Here is a 23,795-nt window from a genome sequence, read left to right as displayed (position 1 = left end):
AATTACTGCGCAGACCACTTATTGGTTTGAATATCCAACACCAAATTATTGACCGCTTCACGCACAGCCAAATCTAATACTTTACCGTTCAAAGTTGAATCGTATGACGCGGTAGAACCAAAACCTAAAATTTCACGCTCGCTCAGTGCATACTCACCTGCACCTTGCACAGAGTGGACAATTTCTGCTGTTTTCACATCCACAATATTTAAGTTCACTTTGGCATAAGCAATTTGAGTTTTACCACGCCCCAATATGCCAAAAAGCTGATGATCGCCGACTTCTTTACGACCAAATTCAGACACGTCACCTGTTAATACATAGCGTGCGCCCTTAATGGCTTGAGAAGATTTGGTGAAGCCAGCTTCTTGTTGTAATTCAGTAAGGTTGTCGCGGTTTAGGACAGAGAAATAGCCTGATTGCTGTAAATGCGTTTCTAAAATGGTTTTCGCTTGACCACCTAAACGGTCAACATTGTCTGAAAAAATGCCCCGCATGTAGCTCGAGCGATTGTCAAATTTCCCTACAGAAACAGGGGTTTTAGTTCCCGTATATTTGACTGTCGCCACTGCCGCTGTCACTTGTGGTGCTTGAATTGTTTTTGAGGTTTCTGTTGTTGAACAGGCAGATAATGTTAAAGCGCTAAATACTGCTGTAAAAATAATTTTCTTCAAGAGTTATCCCACTGATATTTATTAAAAATCAGTGGAATTATAACAAGTTACATTCTGGTTACATATACAAAATTAAATATTGTTGTTCTATAAAGGTATTACTTCATTCCAAAAATCAGTTTTAACCCAAGTAAGGTCATGACCCCACCCGCTACACGGTCAAAAATCGCTTTCGATTTTAAATAGACTTTACGTGGACCTTCTGCCGATAAGGCAACTGCCACCAATGAATACCAACCTGCATCAATAAAGAAACACAGCATCGGTAATACCACATAAAAATAGGTAGGAATATCTTTTGGCAATAAAGCCGTGAAAATACTGGCCAACACAATCGCAATTTTTGGGTTACTCATTTGTGTAATTAAACCCAATCGGTACGCTTGTTTATAGCTCATTGGAGCTGCTGCACCATTCGTGGTTTCCATGGGCTCCTTAGCATGCTTAATAATTTTAAATGCCAGCCAAAGTAAATAGATACCACCACAGATTTTTAAAGCGAGATACGCCGAAGGCACTGCCAATAGAATGGCTTGTAAACCCATTACTGCCAATAAACCGAACAACGCGGCGCCTGTTCCTGTACCCAATGCGGTAAACAAACCATGTTTACGCGAAATCGCAATTGAGTTTTTCGCCACATAAATAAAGGTTGGCCCGGGGCTAATTGCGCCTAACATTAAAGCTAAGGTAATTGAACCTAATATAATGAGCGATTCCAAAGCGCACCTCGATGCATTGGGATAAAAATGGGTGCGTCATTTTAGACAAAATTTGCACCAAAACCTATCAAAAAATGTGTTTAGCGCAATAAAAAATGCTTTAAATCGTATTATCCCAATCGACTCTGTTCCCTTAAGTGTTGCTATTAAAATACACATATAAAGTATTTATTAATGTCAAAACAATGAACTTAATTAGAGTAATTATTCAATATAATATTTATTATCATATACTTAAAATTATAACACAGGAATTTTACATTTTAATCTAATTACTTTTTTCTCCATAAAATCATTTTTTTAATCAAAATTTCACATTAAATTTTCACATTTATTTCCTAGTATTTTTACACCAACAATCACATACTAAAAATATGGTTTTATTTTACTTTCTGATAAAAATGACACAAGAGGGTTCATCATGCCGAATAAAAAAACATTCGACGCCAAACAAACACATCTCTGGATCGTTGGGGGTGGCATTGCAGGTATGGCGGCAGCAGCCTTTGCCATTCGTGATGCACAAGTCCCTGCACAAAACATTCATATTCTAGAAGAATTAAATATTACGGGTGGCTCGATGGATGGTGGTCAAACTCCTGAAGCTGCACATGCATGGGTTACACGCGGTGGACGGATGCTGACTGATGAAACCTATTTATGTTTATGGGATTTATTTTCGACCATTCCTTCCTTAGAAAACCCTGACATTTCCGTACGGGAAGAATGTCGTGAGTTTAATGAGAAAGTGAAAACCCACGCCAATGCACGATTAATTGATGCCAAGCACAATATTTTGGATGCGGAAAAATTAGGTTTAAGCAATTTACATCGCGCACAAATGTTACGCTTATTAGCATCAAAAGAAGAGCGCATTGGCAGCCGCCGTATTGATGAGTTTTTTGATGACTCTTTTTTCCAAAGTAATTTTTGGCGCATGTGGCGAACGACTTTTGCGTTTCAAAAATGGCATAGTGCGGCTGAATTAAGACGTTACTTCTTACGCTTTATTCAAGAACTGCCTCGCATTCATACTTTGGCTGGCGTAAAAAGAACCAAATATAATCAATATGATTCGATGATTCTGCCTTTACAGCGTTGGTTAGTTGAACAAGGCGTTGATGTGCGCTTTGGAAACTATGTCACCGATGCAGATTTTAGTACGGATGAAACCACACAAGAGCGTCGTGCGACCAAACTTTATGTCAAATTACCTGAAGGTAAAGAAGAAATAGAACTACAGCAGCATGATCTTGCCATTTTTACCTTAGGTTCAATCACTGCCGACTCACGTTATGGCAGTAACGATGATATTCCTGCATTAATTCGAGATCGCCAAGATCATGGCTGGCGTTTATGGGAAACACTTTCCAAAAAAGCACCTGATTTTGGCCGACCTATGAGCTTCTATGGCAATGTCGATGAACACAAATGGGAGTCTTTCACGCTGACCATGAAAGATGATGTGCTACTAAAACGGATTGTTGACTATACAGGCAACGAACCCGGCACAGGTGCATTAATGACATGGTTTGAGTCAGGTTGGCATTTGTCGATTGTGGTTCCCGCACAGCCCCACTTTGCCAATTTACCACAAGGTAGTTTTACCCTCTGGGGTTACGGTTTCCAAATAGATCATATTGGCGATTACATCAAAAAACCCATGTCCGAAGCCACTGGTCAAGAAATTTTAACGGAGCTGATCAAACAGTTAGGTTTTGACGACATTTTGGATCATGTTTTGGCAACCACTAATGTCACAACGGTCATGATGCCATATGCCTCTGCCCTATTTGCCTGCCGTAAACCTGGGGATCGTCCTTTCGTGATTCCAAAAGGATCACAGAATTTTGCATTCTTAGGGCAATTTGTAGAAATTGAAGATGATGTGGTCTTTACCGTCGAATATTCAGTTCGTGGGGCAATGCTAGCCATTTATAAATTCTTTGGGGTCGAACGTGAAATCCCAGAGATTTATAATGGTTTACTCGATCCTAAAGTTGGATTAAAGGCTTTAGAAGCAGTTTTCCACTAATGACCTGAATTAAAAAAAGAGCGTCATTCAGATGCTCTTTTTTATTTCATCTGTTTTGAATCACTATTGCCTTCTAAAGTTTAGTGAAATTCATCAAGACCGATAACACTAAGGTTGTGAATGATCAACATGAGGCGTTTGATCGCGAGCCATTGACTTATAATCATGATCAGCCACAGGCACACCCCCAATGACCATGGTTCTAACCATCGTTTGAGGTTTATTCAGATCATCCTTTGCATCACAAGCTGTGAGCAACCCTGCCATAATACAGATCAGTATCAAGGATATTTTGTTCATCACATCCCCTCTTTTTCGTTCTTATTGTTCTTTCAGCATAGCACTTTTATTTTTCTAATCCTATTGACTTTGTTACAACTTTTATCCATCCATATAATGATTCTGCGCGTATTTCCTTTATTTAAAAAAACATTAATTATTCATAGTTAAAACAATAATATGAATGATTTAAGCCAACCAAAATTCGATGTAAATATTTATCCAATGTATTGAAAAAAGTTATCTTGGCGGCGTCTTATAAAACCCGCCAAAAATACGGGCAACTTTACCAAAGTGGTACAACGCTGCAGTACGTATTGCAATTGATCCAAATCAAACGGGTATTGAAAACTTACGTCCTGGCATGTCCGTAATTAGTTCGGTCGATACCCAATCTGTACAGCATTAATCTTGTGCAGAAACAATTCATTTTCATTTACACTATGCTCTGAGCCAAGTTGATAAAAATCTTATGTTTGACCAAATTGCCCAAACTATTCCTTATCAGAAGATTACTGTCGAAGGATTTGAGATCAGCATCAAACGTTTGGATTTGGTTCATCCACACATTTCAGGTAATAAATTTTTTAAACTCAAATACAACCTGTTAGCGGCACAGCAACAAGGCTATAAAAAACTGCTGACCTTCGGCGGAGCATATTCAAATCATATTGCCGCAACTGCCTATGCAGCGCAGTTATTTGGATTTGAAAGTTTAGGCATTATTCGAGGTGAAGAGCTGGCCAGTAAACCCTTAAACCCAACTCTACATACGGCGCAACAATTTGGTATGCAGTTGCAGTTTGTAACGCGTGAAGCCTATCGACAAAAGCAAAGCTCAGCCTACTTAGCACAGTTACAACAAGATTATCCTGACTATTATGTGATTCCTGAAGGAGGAACGAATCCCCTCGCCATTCAAGGCTGCACAGAAATTCTCTCTGATGCGGATCGACAAAATTTCGATCTGATTTGCTGTGCCGTGGGGACAGGTGGCACCATTGCAGGTCTGATTGAAGCCAGTCATTCACAACAGCACGTTTTGGGCTTCTCCGCGCTCAAAGGCGATTTCTTAAGCACAGAGGTCGGACAACTCACCCCAAAACGGAATTGGCAAATTACCGATCAATATTGTTGTGGGGGCTATGCCAAAACCACGCCTGAACTACTGCAATTTATTCAAGACTTTGAGCAGCGCTATCAGATTCCACTGGAACAAATTTACACAGGCAAAATGCTGTTGGGTTTAACCGATTTGATTCAACAAGGTTCATTTCCAACGGGTCATCGTATTTTGGTGATTCATTCAGGTGGGCTTCAAGGTCGTTTAGCCGCGCTTTAGATAGTCCTGAAAAAGCAAAAAAGATGGTCTATAATGCCCTGCTTTATTCTCCCGTGAGTGTGTCATGTCCGCAAATCAATATGATGTCTTAGTTTTAGGTGCAGGTGCATCTGGCTTAATGACAGCCTATATGGCAGCTCAACGCGGACGGAAAGTGGTAGTGGTGGAAAAAGCCAATAAAGTCGGCAAAAAAATTCTCATGTCGGGTGGTGGTAAATGTAACTTTACCAATCTGTATGTCGAGCCAAGCACCTTTATTTCACATAATCCGCACTTTGTGATTTCAGCCCTGACCCGCTATACCAATTGGGACTTTATTGGTCTCGTTTGTGAGTACGGCATTGAATATGAAGAACGTAAACATGGTCAACTCTTCACCCTCAATGGTGCTAAAGAGATTTTAGCCATGCTATTGAGTGAGTGTGAAAAAACAGGTTTGGTTGATATTAAAACCAACTGTGAAGTGAAAGCCATCACCGCACTCGATGAGCAAGGTTTTCAAATTGCCACAACACTGGGTTATTTTGAAGCCGAATCTGTAGTGATCGCATCAGGTGGTTTATCTATTCCAACCTTAGGTGGTTCAGGCATTGGTTATGAGATTGCAAAACAATTTGGTCACCATGTTTATCCAACTCGCGCAGGTTTGGTGCCTTTTACCTTCTCGGATAGCTTTAAAGAAGTGACCACACGCTTAAGTGGCAACGCGGTCGATGCGACTTTATCGAATGATTTAAATTCTTTCACCGAAGCCTTGTTATTCACCCACCGAGGACTTAGTGGTCCAAGCTCACTACAGCTATCGAATTATTGGGATGTAGGGCAAAGCTTCAAAATTGACTTCTTGCCAAGCATAGATTTACAAGATTACCTAAAAGCGAAAAAACACAGTCAACCCAAAGCCCTGATTCGCACTTTACTTGGTGAACATTTTCCTAAAAGTGTCGTGATTGAACTGCAAAACCTGATTTGGCCTGAACTGGCTGAAACCGCAATTGGTCAGTTGTCGGATGAAAAACTAGAGTACATTGCAACACGCTTACATGCATTTGAAGTCAAACCATCTGGAACCGAAGGCTACCGTACCGCTGAAGTGACTTTAGGTGGTGTAGACACCACTGAGGTTTCATCGAAAACCATGGAAAGTAAAAAGCAAAAAGGCCTATATTTTGTCGGTGAAATATTGGATGTGACAGGACATTTGGGCGGTTTTAACTTCCAATGGGCATGGTCATCTGCACATGCAGCATCGGAATATGTTTAATCGTTTTAGATGAAAAACAGGCAGTGTAAATTTGCACTGCCTGTTTTTATTTGAGCCAGCCCATCATCAATAGACTGTGAAATCTCATCCGTTATTCTAAATAGTCGGTACGCAATAAATGTACTTGCGGATTCGCATGCACACGCTGAATGGCTTTTTGCATTTGATCTAAACTGTGTTCTGTATCAGTCAATACATTTAAACGTGTCAACAAGAATTTTAACATTGGAATTCCTTTCGTTTTATCTTTTTAGTTCTAAAAATTTAATTCAGAAATATGTCAGCAGTATTAAACTAAATACTAAATGATGCTGAATATTTTATATCAATAACACAATACAATTTAAAATGCGACTCTCTCAGCATAAAATATTAGTCTTTCTGTTTTGTTAAATCCTCTGCTTCATTAGCATTAGGATGCGCCGAATGCTGTGCAAAAATAAATTTATACGCACTCACTAAAAATCCGAAAGTAATTCCCGCAATAATGATTGGGGCAATAATCTTATTCGGTGCCTTATTCTTCATCATCTTTCCTCATGTATAAGATCGACCAGTCTAAGCATGATCGATCTCGACAAAATTCAACACGTTATTCCGGGTCATCTTTGGGCTGAATATCAACATCCTCTTCAGCTTCACCTGTAGAGCCGTATGGGTTATTCAAAGGCTTATGCTCAGGGTCGACCAATAGATCATCTGGAACAACCTGATCCGTATATGATGTTGCAGCGGTTTGTTGCTTGACCTGTGTAGATGCCATCGGACTCGACGTTTTCGGTTGCGGATTGGGTTGTTTCGCCTGCTTTTTCGCACAATCAATCAAGTCAGTCAAAATACGTTCCGCAGGTTGACGACCTCCCAACCCAAATGCGAGTGCAAATGCCACAGCGACAGCACCCAAAGTTAAACCAAAAGCCAAGTTCACAATTGAATCAGCAATTCCCATCGCTCTTAAGCCCATGGCAACCACCAATCCCATAATGAGCACACGAACCAAACTGGCTAACCAAAGTGAACTCTGATATTCACCGCGTTGTACAATATTTGCCACCAAATTGGCCAACCAAAATCCAATTACTAAAATGACAGCACCTAATAGAATATTGGCACCAAACTGGATAAACATGGAAATCAGTATACTAACTTGCTCTAAACCCAAGCGATTGGCTGCTTCGGACACCGCAAACAGCATGGTAAAAAATACAATCAGATAACCCACCACGCATGAAATTTTCGTGGTGCCTAGAAAACGCTGTAGGTCGAGTTTGGCAGGAATATTATCCACTCCAGTCCCAGAGATTACATCCACCACCAGATTTGCCACAAAACGCGAAACCACATAGGCAATAATCAAAATTAGCCCTGCCGCAATAATCTGCGGGATTGCATTCATAATTTCGTACAACATCGCCGTTGCAGGTTGTGAAATTGAATTAATACCCAAGACTTCAAATGCAATAATTAAGGCAGTAATAATAATAATGGCAAATACAAATGAGCCTAATACATGAGCTAAATTCGAGTTCTTAAACAATCCGATTTTTTGCGCTTGCTTTTGCAGATCTAAACTTTGTATCAATCCTTCCAGAATACCTCGAACAATTTTTGCCAAAATATAGCCGACAAATACAATCACAATGGCAATAAACAAGTTCGGTAGATATGAAATGGCTTCATTCAACATATTTTGAATTGGGAACAGCAAACCATTTAAACCTAAAATCGACAGAACAATCGGTAAAAATAGCAATAGAATCAGCCAGTAAACAATTTCACTGATATTTTGGCTAATAGGACTGACACCAACATCTTCACTTAGTTTTTCATCGAGCTGAGTTCGATCCAGTAATTTCTTCAGCCCAACTTTCACTAAATTGGCAAAAATCCAGCCAATAAAAGCAACTGCTGTCGCTGCCAAAAGTTGAGGAATAAATAACAAGAACTGCTGAATCATATTACTGAATGGACCACTGACGCTGGTCAGATTCAAAACATTCAATGCACCAATTACGGCGATAAGCAATACAATCCAAAAGACTATTCTAGACACGATATTTTCAATATTGGAACGATGTCCTGTTGCACCAGAAAGCTTTTGATTGGTGCCTAATTTAGATAATACTTTCTTCACCGCAGCGGCGATCACTAAAGCAATCACCCAACCAATAAGTAAAATAGCAACAGCAGACAAAATCGGATGCAACTGATCCCAATAATACATCCCATTCATTTCAGGGGGTCTCATTCCCCCTTCAAAAAACTCATTCATGTCTATTCCCTCTTCTTATTTCTGTTAATGACTAACTCCATCAGGAGCTTGATTGTTGTATTCATAAAGGTATGGAGGTACTTCATTACCTTAAAATTTGTATTTTTTTTAATCAATAACCATATGCAGAATTACAACAAAAGGGCACATCCCAATAGCAAAAAAGCTCTAGCTTGTTGAGCCAGAGCTTTTATTTTATAGACATCATTCAGTTAAATTATTCATTTCAACTCAAGCAAATTTAACTTGAATCATTGCATCGAACCCCGTCTTCGAGTATTGCTTCAAAGACATTCCCCATTGCACATTCTTAACTTGGCGTTCCGCTTGAAAGCATATACACCACAAGTGCCAAGAAAAAGATACCCACTAAGATTAGCATGTACACTGGTAAGCGTTTTTTTTGTCTTATTTCTTCAGCACTCGTGACATGAGGCGGTTTATTGAAATCATGTACCATGTTCCCCTCACTCAATTCATTCCTTGTTGAATTTTTATACTAACAACAAAAAGTATGAAGTTGTGTGACAAAGCATTATTTGATCGTGAGCGCTTGTAAATTATCTATAGAACGAGCTGCTTAGCTTTTATTTTGACTTAGCATGATATCGCTCTTTTAGAAAATACCATGCAGTAATTGTGGCTGCCCCTGCTCAGTGACCATTTCATGTTCATCCTTTAAATTTACACCAGAAAATTGTAATTGTTTTGACTTAGACATCAGGGCAATCAGGCGTTGTGCCGCTGTCACTTCGTCCAAACCTGCTGGGCGCACATTAGAAATACAATTACGCATGGCATCATGACAGCCTTTTTGAGCTTGCCATGTATAGTAAATCCCCATGCTATCTGGAGAACTCAAACCTGGACGTTCTCCAATCAGCATCACCAACATTTGCGCATTTAAGATTTGGGCAATTTCATCCCCCAAAGCAACTCGACTGCCCGTTGCGACCATGATAGGTGCCACAGACCAACCTTGCTGGGCACATGCATCTAATATTTTCGAGATAAAACTCACCGCATTATCTTCAATCGCACGTGCAGATAAGCCATCCCCAGCAACAATTAATACATCATATTGTGTTTGCTCGGATTGCATTGCTGTGAGCATTTGCCGTGAAGCCGCTGAAAGTTCCCGCCCCAAATCTGGACGTTTCAAATAAGTATCCTTATCAACTGCACAACTACAGACTTGTACAAAAGCCAGACTCTGCTGCTCAAATTGCTGGCTTAACAATTCAATATCAAGAGGTTTTAGTACAGCATCCTTGGCTTGGGCATGCGCCAATTGAAACTCTAAAAGAGGACGAGTTGGAAGGCTTCCGCCTGTTCTCCCCAAGGCAATTCGAGCATCGGTAAACTGTTTCAGTTGTTCCCAACTGTTTTGTTCAAATTGCTGTGGATATTGAACATCATAATGTAGCTTCATCCATATCTCCTCAAACTAAGACATCAGCAAACGTGAGAATTTTTCAGGCATGTGTTGTGGCCATTCCAGCTTTGAACATTGCTGTTTTAATATACCTTGCTGCTCTAACCAATAGGCAAATTCAGGTGCTGGCGCGAGTCCTAAAAGTTGACGAATGTATAACGCATCATGAAACGATGTGGTTTGATAATTCAACATCACATCATCTGAACCTGGAATGCCCATAATAAAGTTAATGCCTGCATTGGCTAATAACGTGAGCAGAATATCCATATCGTCCTGATCTGCATCGGCATGGTTGGTATAGCAAATATCGCAACCCATCGGGACACCTAGCAATTTTCCGCAGAAGTGGTCTTCTAAGCCCGCACGAATAATTTGCTTACCGTTATACAAATATTCAGGACCAATAAAACCCACCACGGTATTGACTAAAAATGGCTTGTACTTACGTGCCACTGCATAAGCTCTGGCTTCTATGGTTTGTTGATCTACCCCATGATGGGTTTGACTGGAAAGCGCGCTGCCCTGACCTGTTTCAAAGTACATCACATTTTGCCCAACGGTTCCCCGCTTCAAGCTGAGTGCAGCGTCATAGCCTTCTTGCAGTAAAGCTAAATTAATCCCAAAGGCGCTATTGGCTTGCTCGGTCCCTGCAATTGACTGAAACATCAAATCTATTGGAACGTTTTTATTCGCAAGTTGAATACCTGAACTTACATGCGTCAGCACGCAAGATTGGGTTGGAATATCATATTCGTGAATAATGTAATCGAGCAGCTTTAATAGTTCAGACAGGTTTTGCAGGTTATCGGTCGCGGGGTTAATCCCAATCACCGCATCACCATTACCATACATCAGCCCATCCAAAATACTGGCGGAAATGCCCAAAACATCGTCGGTGGGATGATTCGGTTGTAAACGGGTGGATAAATGTCCTTCTAAGCCAATGGTATTGCGAAACTGGGTAATCACGCGGCATTTTTTTGCCACCAAAATTAAATCCTGATTGCGCATAATCTTGCTGACGGCGGCCACCATTTCTGGCGTTAATCCTGCTTGTAGCACGGTCAATTTTTCGGTGGTGGCATCTGCACTCAACAACCAATTGCGCAAGTCTCCCACTGTAAAATGTGAAATTGGATAGAATGCCGCTGCATCATGTTCATCTAAAATCAGTCGGGTCACTTCGTCCTGTTCATAAGGAATCAGCGCTTCATTCAAGAACTGCTTTAAAGGGACATCTGCCAAACACATTTGCGCAGCAACACGCTCTGTTGCATTCTGCGCGGCAATACCTGCAAGCTGATCTCCTGAACGCTCAGGTGTCGCCTTGGCCATCAGCATTTTTAAATCTGAAAAAACATAATGTTGATGCGCAACATCAATCCGATAAATCACGGCCCAAACTCCTTATGTCTTATGTATTAAGTTCTTGTTCTGCTGCTTGGATATTGGCAAATTCTTCTTCTGGGGTGCCTGCCACCAAATGATGACGGCTATACAATAAGAAATACAGGATAAACACCGCATAAATTGCGGCTGCCATAAACCACACTTTCGGATCCACCACAAAACCTGCAACCGTCGCTATAGCGGCTAAAACTAAGGCAACCGAAGCGGTAACAATTCCACCAGGAGCTTTGTAAGGACGTGGCATATGCGGTTTGGTAATTTTTAATTTGATGTACGCCATCATCATCAGTACATAAGAAATAGTGGCACCAAAAACTGCCATCAAAATCAGCAAATCACCTTCGCCTGATAAAGACAGCATAAACCCAATCACGCCAGGAATAATGATGGCTAAATACGGTGCATGGTTTTTATTTGTTAATGAAAGTTTCTTGGGTAAATAACCTGCTCGAGATAAGGCAAAAATCTGACGTGAATAGGCATAAATAATCGAGAAAAAACTCGCAACTAAACCTGCCAATCCCACGAAATTAACAAAGCCTGCCAACCACGTATTTTCGCCATAGACCACTTTTAACGCATCCACCAATGGTGCACCAGACGCTTTTAAGGTATCTGCGCCTGCGGCACCCGCACCCAAAAATAAAATGGCTAAGGCAAACACGGCTAAAATCAGCATTGAACCAATCAAGCCTCGAGGTAAAGATTTATGTGGTTCTTTGGCTTCTTCTGCCGCCAAAGGCACACCTTCCACCGCCAAGAAAAACCAGATGGCATAAGGCACAGCCGCCCAAATACCTAAATAGCCCAAAGGTAAAAATGCACTTGCTCCAACTGCATCAGTTTTGACAGGAATATTGAGTAAATTCTGGCTGTCAAAGTGTGGCAACATGGCGGCAATAAAGACCAGTAATGCTACGGCAGCCACGGCGGTAATAACGAAAATAATTTTTAAGGCTTCTCCCGCACCTTTAAGGTGAATGCCCATAAAAAATAGATAGCAAAGTAAATACACAAACCATCCGCCAATCCCAAACAAGGATTCACAGTAAGCGCCAATAAATACTGCAATTGCCGCAGGTGCTATCGCGTATTCAATCAAGATCGCTGTGCCTGTTAAATATCCAGCCAAAGGTCCAAAAGCCGTACGGGCAAAACTATAACCTCCTCCCGCTGTAGGTAACATGGTCGACATTTCCGACATGGCTAAGCACATACATAAGTACATGATCGCGACAACAATGGTGGCAATAAACATCCCACCCCATCCACCTTGTGCCAAGCCAAAGTTCCAGCCTGCAAAGTCACCAGAAATAACATAGGCAACGCCTAGCCCAATCAGTAATAGCCATCCGACAGCGCCTTGTTTGAGTTTGCGCTGAGCAAAATATTCTGTATTGGAATGATGATCTGAATTGACTTCTGCAACTACACTTTTAACATTTGACATAAGCACCTCGCCCTCACTTGATGCTAAACACAAATGCATAAGCCATACCAATTTTGACTTTTAGTTCAAAATGATTTGTATTTATTTATAAAAACAGCAGCTTATTTAACTTAAAAAAAGGAAGCCTTTTAGCATAGTTCCAAGCATGGTGACATGCTAAGAGCACATCAAAGAATATGTAACCAATCTGCCGCATTAAAGCGAAATTAGAGTATAATTATCCACCTCATTTTAAATGCTCCTAATCTTTATGGCGTATAGTCAACAAAGTGTCACACTTGATCTTGACACCGACGTCACCCATCAATGTTCACTACACTACACACGTGATCAGCATCTGATTGGTATTATTGAATTTACCAAACCCAGCTATGTGCTGAAATGGGGTGATTTAGAATATTTCCGTCGTCGCACTGAAGAATTTTCAGTCATGCCTTTTCCAGAGTGCGTGAATGCCATGATTGTGGATATTCGCAATATTGCAGCATTCCTAGACAATGAAGTTCCAATTCTGCCTTGGCGCTTACTGGAAGAGGAATGTCCTGTGCGATTGGTGGTTCCACAAGATCGCTTGGAATATTATGCAGGCTTGTTTGAACCCATTTGGCTCAGCACAGATTTAGACAGTGCGATTTATGAAATTCGTGATTTCATGGATATGTTTGTGCACTAAAAACATCTCCATGAAAGGCAATCCTACACGACAGCAACCGTCCGTGTACTGCTTTAAATGCTCTTGCGCCGCTACAATGCGGCTCATTACCAATAATTTTCGACCGCAATATTGCCTTCACCACGGCGATTCATCGTTAAACCCCGTGCTTTTAATGCTTCTTTGGTATCTTCCACCATTTGTGGATTACCACACAACATCACATGACTGGTCTCAGGATTAAATGGGCAGCCTACTGCCTGTTCTAATGCACCATTCTCGATCAATATCGGCAAACGATCATGCAACACGGCTTGCGGATCACGGGTAATAATCGGCACAAATTTAAAGCCTGTATGCCCTTCTCCGAAAGTTGCTGCAATGTGCTGAATGCGTTCACCATAGGCAAGCTCTGAAGCGGTACGGACACTGTAAACCAAATGAATCTTTCGATATTTGCTCCACGTTTCGAAGTCTTGCAACATAGAAACGAAAGGCGCCAAGCCCGTGCCTGTCGCCAATAGCCATAAATCCTGTGGTAAAGGCAATTGATAACGGGTCAGGGTCAAAAATCCGTAAGGAATTTTTTCTAAATACAGCTCATCGCCCACTTGTAAATGCTGTAAGTTAGACGTAAATGCCCCATCTGGCACCACAATTGAAAAGAATTCTAAGGTTTCATCAAAGGGTGAAGACACAATTGAATAAGCACGTACGACCAATTCATCGCCCACTTTTAAGCCAATGCGGGCAAATTGTCCTGCGGTAAACTTAAAATGCGCAGGCCGTGTCATGGTAAAACTAAATAAAGTATTGGTCCAACGCTGTACAGATAAAACCTTTTCTACGCTAAATTTTTCAATTGACATGATTTCGACGTGGCATCAAAGACTGTGCTCATGTTAGCATGACAGCATAATTTATTAATATTTTTTAAATGTTAAGGCTACATTCATGCGCATGACTTTACGCCAATTGGCTGTTTTTGTAGCAGTCGCTCAAGAAGGCACCGTGACCAAAGCCAGCGACGCGGTGAAGTTGACTCAAAGTGCTGCAAGTATGGCACTGGCAGATCTAGAAGATGGTTTAGGGGCTCCGCTATTCGACCGTTTAGGCAAACGTCTGCAATTGAATGATTTAGGTCGTTTTTTATTGCCACAAGCGCTTGAGATTTTAGGCCGCTGTGAAGCCTTTGAACAAGCAGCAAAAGGTGAATTACAAAGTATCGATTTACGTTTAGGGGCAACCTTAACCATCAGCGACTACTTAATGCCTGACCTCATGGCCAGTTTTTTACAAATTCAACCACAGGCACATTTACAACTTCAGGTTGGAAATACGCGCCAAATGATTGAAGCAGTGAATCAATTCCAATTAGATCTCGCTTTAATTGAAGGTTCATGTCATTTACCTCAATTACAATGTATCCATTGGCGTGATGATGAATTGGCGGTGTGCTGTGCACCAAACCATCCTCTTGCACGCTTAAATCGTGAACTCAGTCCTGCAGACTTTGACAATGTAGAATGGATTCTACGTGAAGAAGGCTCAGGTACCCGTGAAGTTTTTGATAATGCTATTTTGCAAGACTTGCCAGATGCCAATATTCGTCTCACCCTTGGACATAACGAAGCGATTCTTAAAATTGTTGCGGGTGGTTTAGGCATGTCGTGTATTTCTAAACTCGCGATTGAACCTTTACAAGAAAAAGGACATTTGGTGGTACTGAAAACACCGTTCTGGCAACTTTCACGACCTCTATTCATGTTGGTGCATCGCCAAAAGTATCAAGGACCAGGTTTAAAAGCCTTTATGAAATTCTGCGAAGGTTAATCACCTTCATCGTTAAAAATGCTCCTCACATGGAGCATTTTTTATTCCAAAATTTATCTTCCAAACTGCTTCTCACACGGTTCACCATCGTGATTGCCATCCATTTGTGTATTTGGGCAATTTCTTAAGAAAAATACAGCCTCATCATAAGATCGCATTTGACCACAGTGGGTACGCCCGTCACATTTAAAATGAGCAAGCTGTTCACCCTTTTGTACCTTTGCACCGTGAGTCGTTGTAAAGCCAGAGGATGATGCTGTACTCACCTGCTGAACATTAACCGCATAACCTACTTTATCCAAATTTTTCCTCCCCTGCGTTGAAAGAATTTGGTCGGGTAAATTCCCCAATGCTTCTCGCTGCTGTTCTACAATTCTTTTTTGTTGTTGTATCAATTGTTCTGCTTTCAATTGTTTTGCTATACGGTAATTCTGAACTTTTTGATAGCCGACAAAACCCAATCCAGTCACTAAAATAAGCATAAACAAGATGATATATTTTAAGCGCGATACCGATTTCTTTGGCAGAATGATTTTCTCTGAAATCGGAATGGTCTGGTACACAAAGCTATGCTGCTCCATCAGGGAGTAATCATTCTCTGGCTTTAGATCTAAACGCACAATATCGGATGCCTTAAATTTCCCCTGTTCCTCGATTACGCGAAATTTGAGCTGTTCTCCCTCATTGGGCTTAATGTGCCAGCTTGGGAAATCTTTAATATGAAAAAAAATATCTTCCGATTCATCTGTGGCACGAATAAACCCAAAACCACGTTCCGAATTGTAGTTTTTAATCTTCCCCTCAATAAACATAATTCGCCCCAATCTTTTTTATTTTTTTATTGTAATTAATAAAAAAGAGACCCTAAAGTCTCTTTCTTCAATTTGAAATGAAATAAATTAAACAGTTCGTGATCAACGTCTAAAGTTTGTCAATAAAGTGGATGTAATCGATTTATTATGCGTTGATACTTTCGACTTCTTGGCTTTAGCAGAATTATCTTCAACACGCTCAATCTTAATTGCTTTATAGCGATCGCCATTTTCAACCACATTAAACTTCACACGTTCATTGCGTTTCGGCTCGCCTGAGTCTGCAGGAAAATCCGAGATATGAAAAAACACATCGCCTTCAGATGAGGAAATAAAACCAAAACCTTTGTCAGCATTATATTGCTTAACTTTGCCTTGATATTGCTCGGCCTTCATAAACAGATCCTATATGTACACGCTTTGTTTTAGTATATAAAAAAGAGGCCATAAAAGCCCCTTTTTGCTGAGGCTCAAGATTAATCTTTTTGTACTGAACCAAAAATTTTGTCACCAGCATCGCCTAGACCTGGCACGATATAGCCTTGTGCGTTTAAGCCATCATCAACAGAAGCAGTAAAAATTGTCACATCAGGATGTGCATCTTCCACCCTTTTTATGCCTTCTGGTGCAGCAACCAACACCATGACACGTATGTCTTTACAACCGCTGGCTTTTAAAACGTCAATTGCAGCCACCAACGAAGCACCTGTCGCCAACATTGGATCAATAATCATGGCGATACGATTCTGCACATCTGGAACCAATTTTTTATAGTAAGTACGTGCTTCTAAAGTTTCTTCATCACGTTCCAAACCCAATACAGACACTTTGGCACTTGGAATCAAGTTTAAGAAACCATCCAGCATACCAATACCTGCACGAAGAATTGGCACTACGGTAATTTTCTTACCCGCAATACGTTGTGTCGTAACTTTACCCGCCCAGCCATTAATTTCATGATCAACCACAGCTAAGTCTTTGGTCGCTTCATAGGTCAGCAACATAGTCACTTCCTGCGCCAATTCACGAAAATTCTTTGTACTAATATCAGCGCGACGCAATAAACCAAGTTTATGTCGAATCAAAGGATGACGAATTTCATGAATAGCCACAGAAGTACACCTAAAAAAATCAAAACATTATTTGTACTATTATAAATGTTTTTTATAAATCTTATAACAAAAAAAGCCCCCAACTCGTGGGGGCTTTCCGATTAACACAATAATTTTTTCAATTATTGACGCGTTAACATGAAATGCAATGGAGATAAAATCTCAGCTTGTAAGGCCATTTTGATAATTGGATCTGGATAAATACCAATCACCAATACTGCAAGTGCCGCAAGTAATACCATGATACCACCCACTTTTTGACCCCAGTGATCTACAGCATCAATACGTGGAGTTTCTGGCGGAGTCATGTACATCACAACCATCACACGGAGGTAGTAGTACAAACCAATACCCGAACCTACCACAATCATTGCAGCCAAGAACCAGTGTTGAGTTGTTACAGCAGCCATCACGACCAAGAACTTACCAATGAAGCCAGCTGTTAACGGAATACCCGCTAAAGACAACATCATCACAGTTAACGTCGCTGTTAATACTGGACGGCGCCAGAATAAACCGCGGTAATCTGCCAAACTTTCAGCTTCATCTACGTTATTGTATGGGCTCGACATCAATGCCACAGCACCAAATGCACCAATCGTGGTTAACACATAAGTGATGACATAAACTGATACATTACCAAGGCTTGCATAGGTCATGCTGATTAAACCAATCAACAAGTAACCAAAGTGTGCAATTGATGAATAACCCAGAATACGTTTCAAGTTAACTTGACGTACTGCCAAGAAGTTACCCACCAAAATTGAAAGCACTGCAATAATGGTAATAATTGTCACTAAAGACTCAACCAAAATTGCGCCTGAAGTCAGCAAGTAACGCACAAATAGACCAATCGTCGCCACTTTCGCTGCTGTCGCAAGGAAGGTTGCAATCGGAGCTGGTGCTCCTGCATAAACGTCTGGTGTCCATTTGTGGAATGGTGCAAGTGAAAGCTTAAAGCCAACTGCAAAAATAATCAGCGCTAAACCAAGAAGTACCATTGGTTGACGAATATTTTGCATCAATGCTTGGAAAGATTCATAGAAAGACAATGAACCTGTGTAAGCATAAATATATGCCATACCCATTAGCAACATTGCCGAAGCCGTTGCAGAAAGAACCAAGTATTTAATACCCGCTTCTAATGAGTTTGCACGTTGATGTGTATAAGCCAACATACCGTAGACAGGAATCGACATTAACTCAAGGCTAATGAAGAAAGATGCATAGTGCGAACTTGCCACCATTAACATTGCACCCGCAACCGAGCACAGCATCAAGATATACAGTTCTTCACGGTTATCTTTATAAGACTCAATATACGCGTGTGACAACGTACAGCATGCAAGTGATGCAATTAAGATCACCAATTGGTAAAGCATGGTGAACGGGTCCACCATGAACATACCCATCACGTTTGATGGTACAAATTGTCCACCAAACATGTTGAATAAAATATTTGCCGCAGCAAGGTTTAAGCCAACCACAGAAGCTGTTGCGATTAAATTATGATTACGTTTAATCGAAGTGAGGATCATCACAACGACCGCGGTCAATGCCACGATCATTACAGGAACTAATGGCATAAGCTCAGAAAAAGACATTGTGAAGTTCATGGCTTATTGCATCTCCACATTTTCGAGTTGAACAGATGCTTGATGCACAACGTCAACGACTTCTTGAACTGGAATATAGCTGTTTGCTAACCACGCCATGCTTGAATTTGAAATATCAAGGAAGGATTGTGGGTAGAGACCAAGCCAAAGCAGACCAAATGCACAAATTAATAGAATACCAACTTCACGCGCATTCAAATCTTTCAGTGGACTTGCGTAATGTTGTTTTTGCTCTTCATTTGGCGTACCAAATAAAGCTTTATGAATCAAAATCAGACCATAAAGACCAGCGAATACTAAGCTGATTGCAGCCAAAATAGTAAATACAGGGAACTTGGCATAAGAACCCATCAAGATTAAGAACTCACCAATGAAGTTACCTAAACCTGGAATACCCACTAACGCTGCCACGAAGAACATCAGGAAGAATGAAAGGTATTGGAATTGACCACGAATACCCCCCATTAAACGCATGTCACGTGTATGTAAGCGCTCATAAACCTGACCACACATAATGAACAGTGCAGCAGATGATAAGCCGTGCGCTAACATCATGATCATGAGACCTTGGAAGGTCAAAATGTTACCTGCATACAATGCAAGTAAGATGAAGCCCATGTGTGAAATTGAGGTATAAGCCAACAGACGCTTCATGTCGGTTTGCTGGAAAGCACACCAAGCACCGTAGAAAATACCAATTAAACCCATGATGATTGCGATATCGGCAAACTGTGCAGACGCTGCTGGGAAGAATGGAATCACAAAACGGAGTAAACCGTAAGCAGCTGTCTTAATTAGGATACCTGCTAAGTCTACAGAACCTGCTGTAGGTGCTTGCGCATGTGCATCAGGTAACCAACCGTGTAATGGAAACACAGGAAGTTTAACTGCAAAGCCAACAAACAAGCACAACATGAAGGCATAAGCCACCGCAGGAAGCTCAGCATCAAGCGTATTCGCTACACCTAACAAGTAGTTGTAATCGAAGCCGATCATGCCTGTCATCATGTATCCATAAACCACAAGGCCTAGGATACCAATAAGCATGATTAAACCAGCAACTTGGGTATAGATGAAGAACTTAGTTGCAGCGTAAACACGTGATTTACCATCTGCACCACTATGTCCCCAAAGTGCAATCAAGAAGTAGATTGGAACAAGCATCATCTCCCAGAAGAAGAAGAACAAGAACATATCAATCGAAATGAATACACCGATGACCCCGCCCAATGACCACAAAAGGTTCAAATGGAAGAAGCCTACGTTCTTTTGAATTTCACCCCAAGAACAACCAACTGCCAAAATACCCAACAGCGCAGTTAAGCCCACCATTAATAATGATAAGCCATCAACTGCCAAGTGAATATTGATACCGAGGGTTTGAATCCACGGCAAGAAGAACTCTGCAGACCATGTTGGGACTTTTGCACCCAATTCATAGTTGTAAGTACCCGTTTGCCATAAAGCGATTGTTAAGCCCAAAGTAATGAGCATACCCACGAGCGCAATATAGCGTGGTAGTTGTTGGTCGATTTTATCGACCACCCAACATAAAAAACCTGCAATGAACGGTACGAGGATCAGCGCGGGCAAAACCAAATTGTTTGTGATTTCCATCTTATTTCCCCACGACCTGAATCACGACTAAGATCATCAGTAGAACCACAATGCCCAGTGACATGCTCGAAGCGTATTCACGCAATGAACCTGTTTGACGAGAGCTTGTAAAGCCGTTACCAGCTTTCACAATTGCAGGTAATACAAGCCATAAACCATCAATTGGATCACGACCACAAATCTTAGCAATCAGTAAATATGGTTTTACGAAGATAAGATCATATAAGGTATCGAAACCTAGTGCATTACGGCAAATATTCGCCAAACCTGCACCCAATGAAGTTTTCGCAAAACTTTTCACTGCACCATAAGCAAAAGCGAATAAGATCACACCAATCACAAGACCAGCAAGTGCGATACCCACAGCCATATGTTCTGCACCGTGTACACCCGCTTCCATCGCTTCAGGAATAATCACCGCTGGAATTTTTGCAGCATTCAAAATGCTTTCTACAGGTGCTTTAAGTGCTGCACCCACGAAAGTTGAAAGAACCGCTAAAATTGACAAAGGCCCCCAGTAAGTCACGCCTTTGATTGCATGATATGGCGTATTTTCTTTTCCAAAGAATACAACCCAAATTAAGCGGAATGTATAAATTGAAGTTAAGAAAGCACCTGCAACACCTGTCCAGTATAAGCAGTCATATAACGCTACTGCCTGACCTTTCATCCATACAGCACCCAAGATTGCATCTTTCGAGAAGAAGCCAACGGTGATGAATGGAATAGCGGCCAATGCACCGCCACCAATGGCGAAGCAAGCAAATAGGAATTTATTCTTATAGAACAAACCGCCCATTTTGAAAATGTTTTGTTCGTGGTGGTAAGCCAAGATCACCGCACCAGAAGACAAGAATAATAATGCCTTGAAGAATGCGTGAGTCAACATGTGGAACAGACCTGCTTGGTATGCTTCAGCACCCACTGCCATAAACATATAACCCAACTGACTCATGGTTGAGTAAGCCAAGATACGTTTGATATCGGTTTGAACCAATGCAGCAAAACCAGCAACCAACAATGTTACAGCGCCTGTAATCGAAATGAACATCATCACTTGAGGAGCCATTTCAAATACAGTGAACATACGGCAGCAGAGATATACACCCGCAGTAACCATTGTCGCTGCGTGGATTAATGCAGATACTGGTGTAGGACCAGCCATTGCATCTGCTAACCATGTTTGGAGTGGAATCTGTGCAGATTTACCTGCAGCACCTAGGAACAACATTAATGCCGTCCAGATTGCCATAGATGAACCTTGCGTTAATACCGTTGGTGCCGCAGCAACCACTTCCGCAATGTTTAATGTACCGAACTGTTGGTAAATTAAGAACAATGCAATCAGTAAGAACACATCACCAACACGCGTTACTGTAAATGCTTTGATTGCAGCAAAACCATTTTCTGGGTTTTGGTAGTAGTAACCAATCAGCAAGTACGAGCAAAGACCTACACCTTCCCAACCTAAGAACAACAACGCTAGGTTATCGCCCAATACCAACAACAACATGCTGGCAACGAATAGGTTGAAATAAGAGAAGAAACGTGCAAAGTCTTCTTCGCCACGCATATACCATGAAGCAAAGATATGAATAAGGAAACCAACACCTGTCACCATGCCCATCATCAATAATGACAAGCCATCAAGGTGCAAGCTAATGCCTGGTGCAAGACCGCCAACATTGAACCATGTCCACAAGTGTTGTACTTGCGCCACAGAACCGTTGTTAACGAAATCCATCCCCGCAATAAGGGCAAATAAAGCAGATAGACCTACAGCCCCAACGCCAATAATCGCTGCAACTTTCTCAGGTAAATTTTGGCGCCCTGCCGCTAATAAAATAAAACCGATTAGCGGAAATAATACTGTTAAATATAAATAACTCATCCGCGCATCTCACTAGCAGCATCCACATCCAAATGATGGAAGCGATGATAAAACTGAAGGACAATCGCAAGACCGATACAAGCCTCTGCCGCAGCAAGGGTCAAAATCAGGATGAACATAATTTGTCCATCTGGTTGCACCCAAGCACTACCTGCCAAAACGAATGCCAACGCAGCAGCATTCATCATGACTTCAAGGCTCATTAACATAAATAATAGGTTGCGTCGCACCATTACACCGTAAAAACCCAGTGCAAAAAGAATGGTCGCAACGATCAAACCATGTTCTAAAGGGATGTTGCCCATTATTGTTTGTCCTCTTCTGCACTTGGCTCACGTTTACCTAAGTGGAATGCTGCAACCAAGGCTGCTAGCAATAACATCGCGGCAACTTCTACCAATAATAAGTAGTGAGTAAAGAGTGCTTGACCAACGGCTTTCGGACCTACAATTTCAGTGCCCATTACTGGACCTGCTGTGGTGTAGTCTGAACCTAACATCCAAACTAAAATCAAGCCCATTAGGAAGCTCATGAGTGCTGGATATGCCCAAGCAGATGACGTTAGCCATTTGCGCTCTTGATCAACCGTATGTTCACCAAGATTCAGCATCATCACCACGAACACGAATAACACCATGATCGCGCCAGCATAAACGATAATTTCCAATGCACCCGCAAATGGTGCACCCACAATCATGAACATCCCTGCAACAGCAAGTAAAGACACGATCAAGCTAAGTAACGCATGTACAGGGTTCGCGTTAGTAACTACACGAACCGTAGAAACGATGGCCACGAGTGCCATCAAATAAAACGGCCACATCATGGTAATAGACTCCGTACATCAACAGGTGCGCTTTCACGTTGCGCCTGACCTTTTTCTTTACCTGTTACAGCCATACCTGTAACACGGTAGAAGTTGTAGTCTGGATATTTACCAGGACCTGAAATGAGTAAATTCTCTTTCTCATATACAAGGTCTTGACGAACGTACTCGCCTAATTCGAAATCAGGTGTCATCTGAATTGCTGTAGTTGGACACGCTTCTTCACACATCCCGCAGAAAATACAACGCGAGAAGTTAATACGGAAGAATTCTGGATACCAACGACCATCTTCTTTTTCAGCTTTTTGTAATGAAATACAGCCAACTGGGCACGCAACAGCACATAAGTTACATGCCACACAACGCTCTTCACCATCTGGATCGCGCGTTAATACAATACGACCACGGAAACGTGGTGGTACGATTTCTTCAGCCGGTACTTCTGGATATAAAATCGTGTCACGTTTACGCGTCACGTGGCTGAATACCATCCACAATGAACGTACAATTGACCCAACTCCAGCTAGAAACTTAAACATTTTGTTCTCCC

At 41.4% G+C, this 23,795-nt stretch carries 24 protein-coding genes and 1 pseudogene; 6 read left to right on the top strand and 19 right to left on the bottom strand.

Annotation, left to right across the window (positions count from 1 at the left end; translation table 11 throughout):
• Positions 1 to 2 precede the first annotated feature (2 nt).
• Together DCO44_RS12905 and DCO44_RS12900 are read right to left on the bottom strand one after the other, a co-directional pair.
• Positions 3 to 674 carry a CsgG/HfaB family protein gene (locus DCO44_RS12905; RefSeq protein ID WP_116762533.1) on the bottom strand — a complete coding sequence of 224 codons (672 nt, stop codon included), beginning with the start codon at positions 672 to 674 and terminating at the stop codon, positions 3 to 5.
• Positions 675 to 772: 98 nt separating this feature from the next.
• Entirely contained in the window at positions 773 to 1,354 is a 582-nt protein-coding gene (locus DCO44_RS12900) for a LysE family translocator (protein WP_171304982.1), read from the bottom strand.
• A 463-nt stretch (positions 1,355 to 1,817) separates the two neighbouring features.
• Between DCO44_RS12900 and DCO44_RS12895 the strand changes: the two genes are divergently transcribed.
• Positions 1,818 to 3,431, top strand: coding sequence for an oleate hydratase (locus DCO44_RS12895; protein WP_116762529.1), 1,614 nt, complete (start codon positions 1,818 to 1,820; stop codon positions 3,429 to 3,431).
• A gap of 108 nt (positions 3,432 to 3,539) precedes the next feature.
• Here DCO44_RS12895 and DCO44_RS12890 read toward each other — a convergent pair whose 3' ends face one another.
• On the bottom strand, positions 3,540 to 3,731 hold the full coding sequence (locus tag DCO44_RS12890) for an NF038215 family lipoprotein (RefSeq protein ID WP_116762527.1): 192 nt from the start codon (positions 3,729 to 3,731) through the stop codon (positions 3,540 to 3,542).
• A 240-nt stretch (positions 3,732 to 3,971) separates the two neighbouring features.
• Here DCO44_RS12890 and DCO44_RS12885 point away from each other — a divergent pair.
• The 3 genes and pseudogenes from DCO44_RS12885 to DCO44_RS12875 all read left to right on the top strand — a co-directional run.
• Positions 3,972 to 4,119: pseudogene (locus tag DCO44_RS12885) on the top strand (HlyD family secretion protein); the annotation flags it as partial.
• Between the two features lie 63 nt (positions 4,120 to 4,182).
• Positions 4,183 to 5,052 carry a 1-aminocyclopropane-1-carboxylate deaminase/D-cysteine desulfhydrase gene (locus DCO44_RS12880; protein WP_116762525.1) on the top strand — a complete coding sequence of 290 codons (870 nt, stop codon included), beginning with the start codon at positions 4,183 to 4,185 and terminating at the stop codon, positions 5,050 to 5,052.
• Between the two features lie 64 nt (positions 5,053 to 5,116).
• Entirely contained in the window at positions 5,117 to 6,316 is a 1,200-nt protein-coding gene (locus tag DCO44_RS12875; RefSeq protein ID WP_116762523.1) for an NAD(P)/FAD-dependent oxidoreductase, read from the top strand.
• Positions 6,317 to 6,407: 91 nt separating this feature from the next.
• Here the strand turns inward: DCO44_RS12875 and DCO44_RS16950 are convergent, their stop codons facing one another.
• From DCO44_RS16950 to eat, 6 genes are all read right to left on the bottom strand, one after another.
• Positions 6,408 to 6,542, bottom strand: a complete 135-nt coding sequence (locus DCO44_RS16950; protein ID WP_265735818.1) for a hypothetical protein — start codon at positions 6,540 to 6,542, stop codon at positions 6,408 to 6,410.
• 146 nt (positions 6,543 to 6,688) lie between these two features.
• Positions 6,689 to 6,844: a hypothetical protein gene (locus tag DCO44_RS16650; protein WP_416224530.1), complete on the bottom strand. Its 156-nt coding sequence runs from the start codon at positions 6,842 to 6,844 to the stop codon at positions 6,689 to 6,691.
• 64 nt (positions 6,845 to 6,908) lie between these two features.
• Positions 6,909 to 8,588, bottom strand: coding sequence for a mechanosensitive ion channel (locus DCO44_RS12870; RefSeq protein ID WP_116762521.1), 1,680 nt, complete (start codon positions 8,586 to 8,588; stop codon positions 6,909 to 6,911).
• Between the two features lie 616 nt (positions 8,589 to 9,204).
• Positions 9,205 to 10,020: an ethanolamine ammonia-lyase subunit EutC gene (gene eutC, locus DCO44_RS12865; RefSeq protein WP_116762519.1), complete on the bottom strand. Its 816-nt coding sequence runs from the start codon at positions 10,018 to 10,020 to the stop codon at positions 9,205 to 9,207.
• Positions 10,021 to 10,035: 15 nt separating this feature from the next.
• A complete protein-coding gene (locus DCO44_RS12860; RefSeq protein WP_116762517.1) occupies positions 10,036 to 11,421 on the bottom strand; it encodes an ethanolamine ammonia-lyase subunit EutB in 1,386 nt (461 codons plus the stop codon).
• A gap of 19 nt (positions 11,422 to 11,440) precedes the next feature.
• On the bottom strand, positions 11,441 to 12,886 hold the full coding sequence (gene eat, locus DCO44_RS12855) for an ethanolamine permease (RefSeq protein WP_116762555.1): 1,446 nt from the start codon (positions 12,884 to 12,886) through the stop codon (positions 11,441 to 11,443).
• Between the two features lie 250 nt (positions 12,887 to 13,136).
• Here eat and DCO44_RS12850 point away from each other — a divergent pair, with 250 nt between their 5' ends.
• Positions 13,137 to 13,559 carry a hypothetical protein gene (locus DCO44_RS12850; protein ID WP_116762515.1) on the top strand — a complete coding sequence of 141 codons (423 nt, stop codon included), beginning with the start codon at positions 13,137 to 13,139 and terminating at the stop codon, positions 13,557 to 13,559.
• 86 nt (positions 13,560 to 13,645) lie between these two features.
• On the opposite strand, the gene DCO44_RS12845 is transcribed toward DCO44_RS12850, so the two are convergent.
• Positions 13,646 to 14,407 carry a ferredoxin--NADP reductase gene (locus DCO44_RS12845; protein ID WP_116762513.1) on the bottom strand — a complete coding sequence of 254 codons (762 nt, stop codon included), beginning with the start codon at positions 14,405 to 14,407 and terminating at the stop codon, positions 13,646 to 13,648.
• A gap of 85 nt (positions 14,408 to 14,492) precedes the next feature.
• Here DCO44_RS12845 and gigC point away from each other — a divergent pair, with 85 nt between their 5' ends.
• Positions 14,493 to 15,371 carry a LysR family transcriptional regulator GigC gene (gene gigC, locus DCO44_RS12840; protein WP_116762511.1) on the top strand — a complete coding sequence of 293 codons (879 nt, stop codon included), beginning with the start codon at positions 14,493 to 14,495 and terminating at the stop codon, positions 15,369 to 15,371.
• Positions 15,372 to 15,424: 53 nt separating this feature from the next.
• On the opposite strand, the gene DCO44_RS12835 is transcribed toward gigC, so the two are convergent.
• The 9 genes from DCO44_RS12835 to nuoI form a co-directional block, all read right to left on the bottom strand.
• The gene (locus DCO44_RS12835) at positions 15,425 to 16,183 is read right to left on the bottom strand and encodes a cold shock domain-containing protein (RefSeq protein ID WP_116762509.1); all 759 of its coding nucleotides are present in this window, start codon (positions 16,181 to 16,183) and stop codon (positions 15,425 to 15,427) included.
• Between the two features lie 102 nt (positions 16,184 to 16,285).
• Positions 16,286 to 16,579 carry a cold shock domain-containing protein gene (locus DCO44_RS12830; RefSeq protein WP_116762507.1) on the bottom strand — a complete coding sequence of 98 codons (294 nt, stop codon included), beginning with the start codon at positions 16,577 to 16,579 and terminating at the stop codon, positions 16,286 to 16,288.
• 80 nt (positions 16,580 to 16,659) lie between these two features.
• Positions 16,660 to 17,295 (bottom strand): uracil phosphoribosyltransferase, encoded by a 636-nt coding sequence (gene upp / locus DCO44_RS12825; protein ID WP_116762505.1) that lies wholly within the window; start codon positions 17,293 to 17,295, stop codon positions 16,660 to 16,662.
• A gap of 122 nt (positions 17,296 to 17,417) precedes the next feature.
• The gene (gene nuoN / locus DCO44_RS12820; protein WP_116762503.1) at positions 17,418 to 18,911 is read right to left on the bottom strand and encodes an NADH-quinone oxidoreductase subunit NuoN; all 1,494 of its coding nucleotides are present in this window, start codon (positions 18,909 to 18,911) and stop codon (positions 17,418 to 17,420) included.
• Between the two features lie 3 nt (positions 18,912 to 18,914).
• A complete protein-coding gene (nuoM, locus tag DCO44_RS12815; RefSeq protein WP_171304981.1) occupies positions 18,915 to 20,522 on the bottom strand; it encodes an NADH-quinone oxidoreductase subunit M in 1,608 nt (535 codons plus the stop codon).
• Positions 20,523 to 20,529: 7 nt separating this feature from the next.
• Positions 20,530 to 22,419 (bottom strand): NADH-quinone oxidoreductase subunit L, encoded by a 1,890-nt coding sequence (nuoL, locus tag DCO44_RS12810; protein WP_116762498.1) that lies wholly within the window; start codon positions 22,417 to 22,419, stop codon positions 20,530 to 20,532.
• Positions 22,416 to 22,724 carry an NADH-quinone oxidoreductase subunit NuoK gene (gene nuoK, locus DCO44_RS12805; protein ID WP_039621332.1) on the bottom strand — a complete coding sequence of 103 codons (309 nt, stop codon included), beginning with the start codon at positions 22,722 to 22,724 and terminating at the stop codon, positions 22,416 to 22,418. The genes nuoL and nuoK overlap by 4 nt, the downstream gene beginning before the upstream one ends.
• The gene (gene nuoJ / locus DCO44_RS12800) at positions 22,724 to 23,242 is read right to left on the bottom strand and encodes an NADH-quinone oxidoreductase subunit J (RefSeq protein ID WP_171304980.1); all 519 of its coding nucleotides are present in this window, start codon (positions 23,240 to 23,242) and stop codon (positions 22,724 to 22,726) included. The genes nuoK and nuoJ overlap by 1 nt, the downstream gene beginning before the upstream one ends.
• Positions 23,242 to 23,784, bottom strand: a complete 543-nt coding sequence (gene nuoI / locus DCO44_RS12795) for an NADH-quinone oxidoreductase subunit NuoI (protein ID WP_116762494.1) — start codon at positions 23,782 to 23,784, stop codon at positions 23,242 to 23,244. Before nuoI ends, nuoJ begins: the two co-directional genes overlap by 1 nt.
• Positions 23,785 to 23,795: the final 11 nt, after the last annotated feature.

The sequence above is a fragment of the Acinetobacter sp. AM genome (assembly GCF_003105055.1).
Lineage (GTDB): Bacteria > Pseudomonadota > Gammaproteobacteria > Pseudomonadales > Moraxellaceae > Acinetobacter > Acinetobacter tibetensis.
This window is presented reverse-complemented; position numbering and strand designations above follow the sequence as displayed.

What these genes read in the sequence shown, in the direction of transcription:
- DCO44_RS12845 (WP_116762513.1), bottom strand. Translation starts at nt 14,407, where the DNA reads ATGTCAATTGAAAAATTTAGCGTAGAAAAGGTTTTATCTGTACAGCGT.
- DCO44_RS12900 (WP_171304982.1), bottom strand. Translation starts at nt 1,354, where the DNA reads ATGTTAGGCGCAATTAGCCCCGGGCCAACCTTTATTTATGTGGCGAAA.
- DCO44_RS12830 (WP_116762507.1), bottom strand. Translation starts at nt 16,579, where the DNA reads ATGAAGGCCGAGCAATATCAAGGCAAAGTTAAGCAATATAATGCTGAC.
- nuoJ (WP_171304980.1), bottom strand. Translation starts at nt 23,242, where the DNA reads ATGTGGCCGTTTTATTTGATGGCACTCGTGGCCATCGTTTCTACGGTT.
- DCO44_RS12875 (WP_116762523.1), top strand. Translation starts at nt 5,117, where the DNA reads ATGTCCGCAAATCAATATGATGTCTTAGTTTTAGGTGCAGGTGCATCT.
- eat (WP_116762555.1), bottom strand. Translation starts at nt 12,886, where the DNA reads ATGTCAAATGTTAAAAGTGTAGTTGCAGAAGTCAATTCAGATCATCAT.
- DCO44_RS12880 (WP_116762525.1), top strand. Translation starts at nt 4,183, where the DNA reads ATGTTTGACCAAATTGCCCAAACTATTCCTTATCAGAAGATTACTGTC.
- DCO44_RS16950 (WP_265735818.1), bottom strand. Translation starts at nt 6,542, where the DNA reads ATGTTAAAATTCTTGTTGACACGTTTAAATGTATTGACTGATACAGAA.
- DCO44_RS12890 (WP_116762527.1), bottom strand. Translation starts at nt 3,731, where the DNA reads ATGAACAAAATATCCTTGATACTGATCTGTATTATGGCAGGGTTGCTC.
- eutC (WP_116762519.1), bottom strand. Translation starts at nt 10,020, where the DNA reads ATGAAGCTACATTATGATGTTCAATATCCACAGCAATTTGAACAAAAC.
- gigC (WP_116762511.1), top strand. Translation starts at nt 14,493, where the DNA reads ATGCGCATGACTTTACGCCAATTGGCTGTTTTTGTAGCAGTCGCTCAA.
- DCO44_RS12835 (WP_116762509.1), bottom strand. Translation starts at nt 16,183, where the DNA reads ATGTTTATTGAGGGGAAGATTAAAAACTACAATTCGGAACGTGGTTTT.
- DCO44_RS12850 (WP_116762515.1), top strand. Translation starts at nt 13,137, where the DNA reads ATGGCGTATAGTCAACAAAGTGTCACACTTGATCTTGACACCGACGTC.
- nuoI (WP_116762494.1), bottom strand. Translation starts at nt 23,784, where the DNA reads ATGTTTAAGTTTCTAGCTGGAGTTGGGTCAATTGTACGTTCATTGTGG.
- DCO44_RS12895 (WP_116762529.1), top strand. Translation starts at nt 1,818, where the DNA reads ATGCCGAATAAAAAAACATTCGACGCCAAACAAACACATCTCTGGATC.
- DCO44_RS16650 (WP_416224530.1), bottom strand. Translation starts at nt 6,844, where the DNA reads ATGAAGAATAAGGCACCGAATAAGATTATTGCCCCAATCATTATTGCG.
- nuoN (WP_116762503.1), bottom strand. Translation starts at nt 18,911, where the DNA reads ATGAACTTCACAATGTCTTTTTCTGAGCTTATGCCATTAGTTCCTGTA.
- nuoK (WP_039621332.1), bottom strand. Translation starts at nt 22,724, where the DNA reads ATGGGCAACATCCCTTTAGAACATGGTTTGATCGTTGCGACCATTCTT.
- DCO44_RS12870 (WP_116762521.1), bottom strand. Translation starts at nt 8,588, where the DNA reads ATGAATGAGTTTTTTGAAGGGGGAATGAGACCCCCTGAAATGAATGGG.
- nuoL (WP_116762498.1), bottom strand. Translation starts at nt 22,419, where the DNA reads ATGAGTTATTTATATTTAACAGTATTATTTCCGCTAATCGGTTTTATT.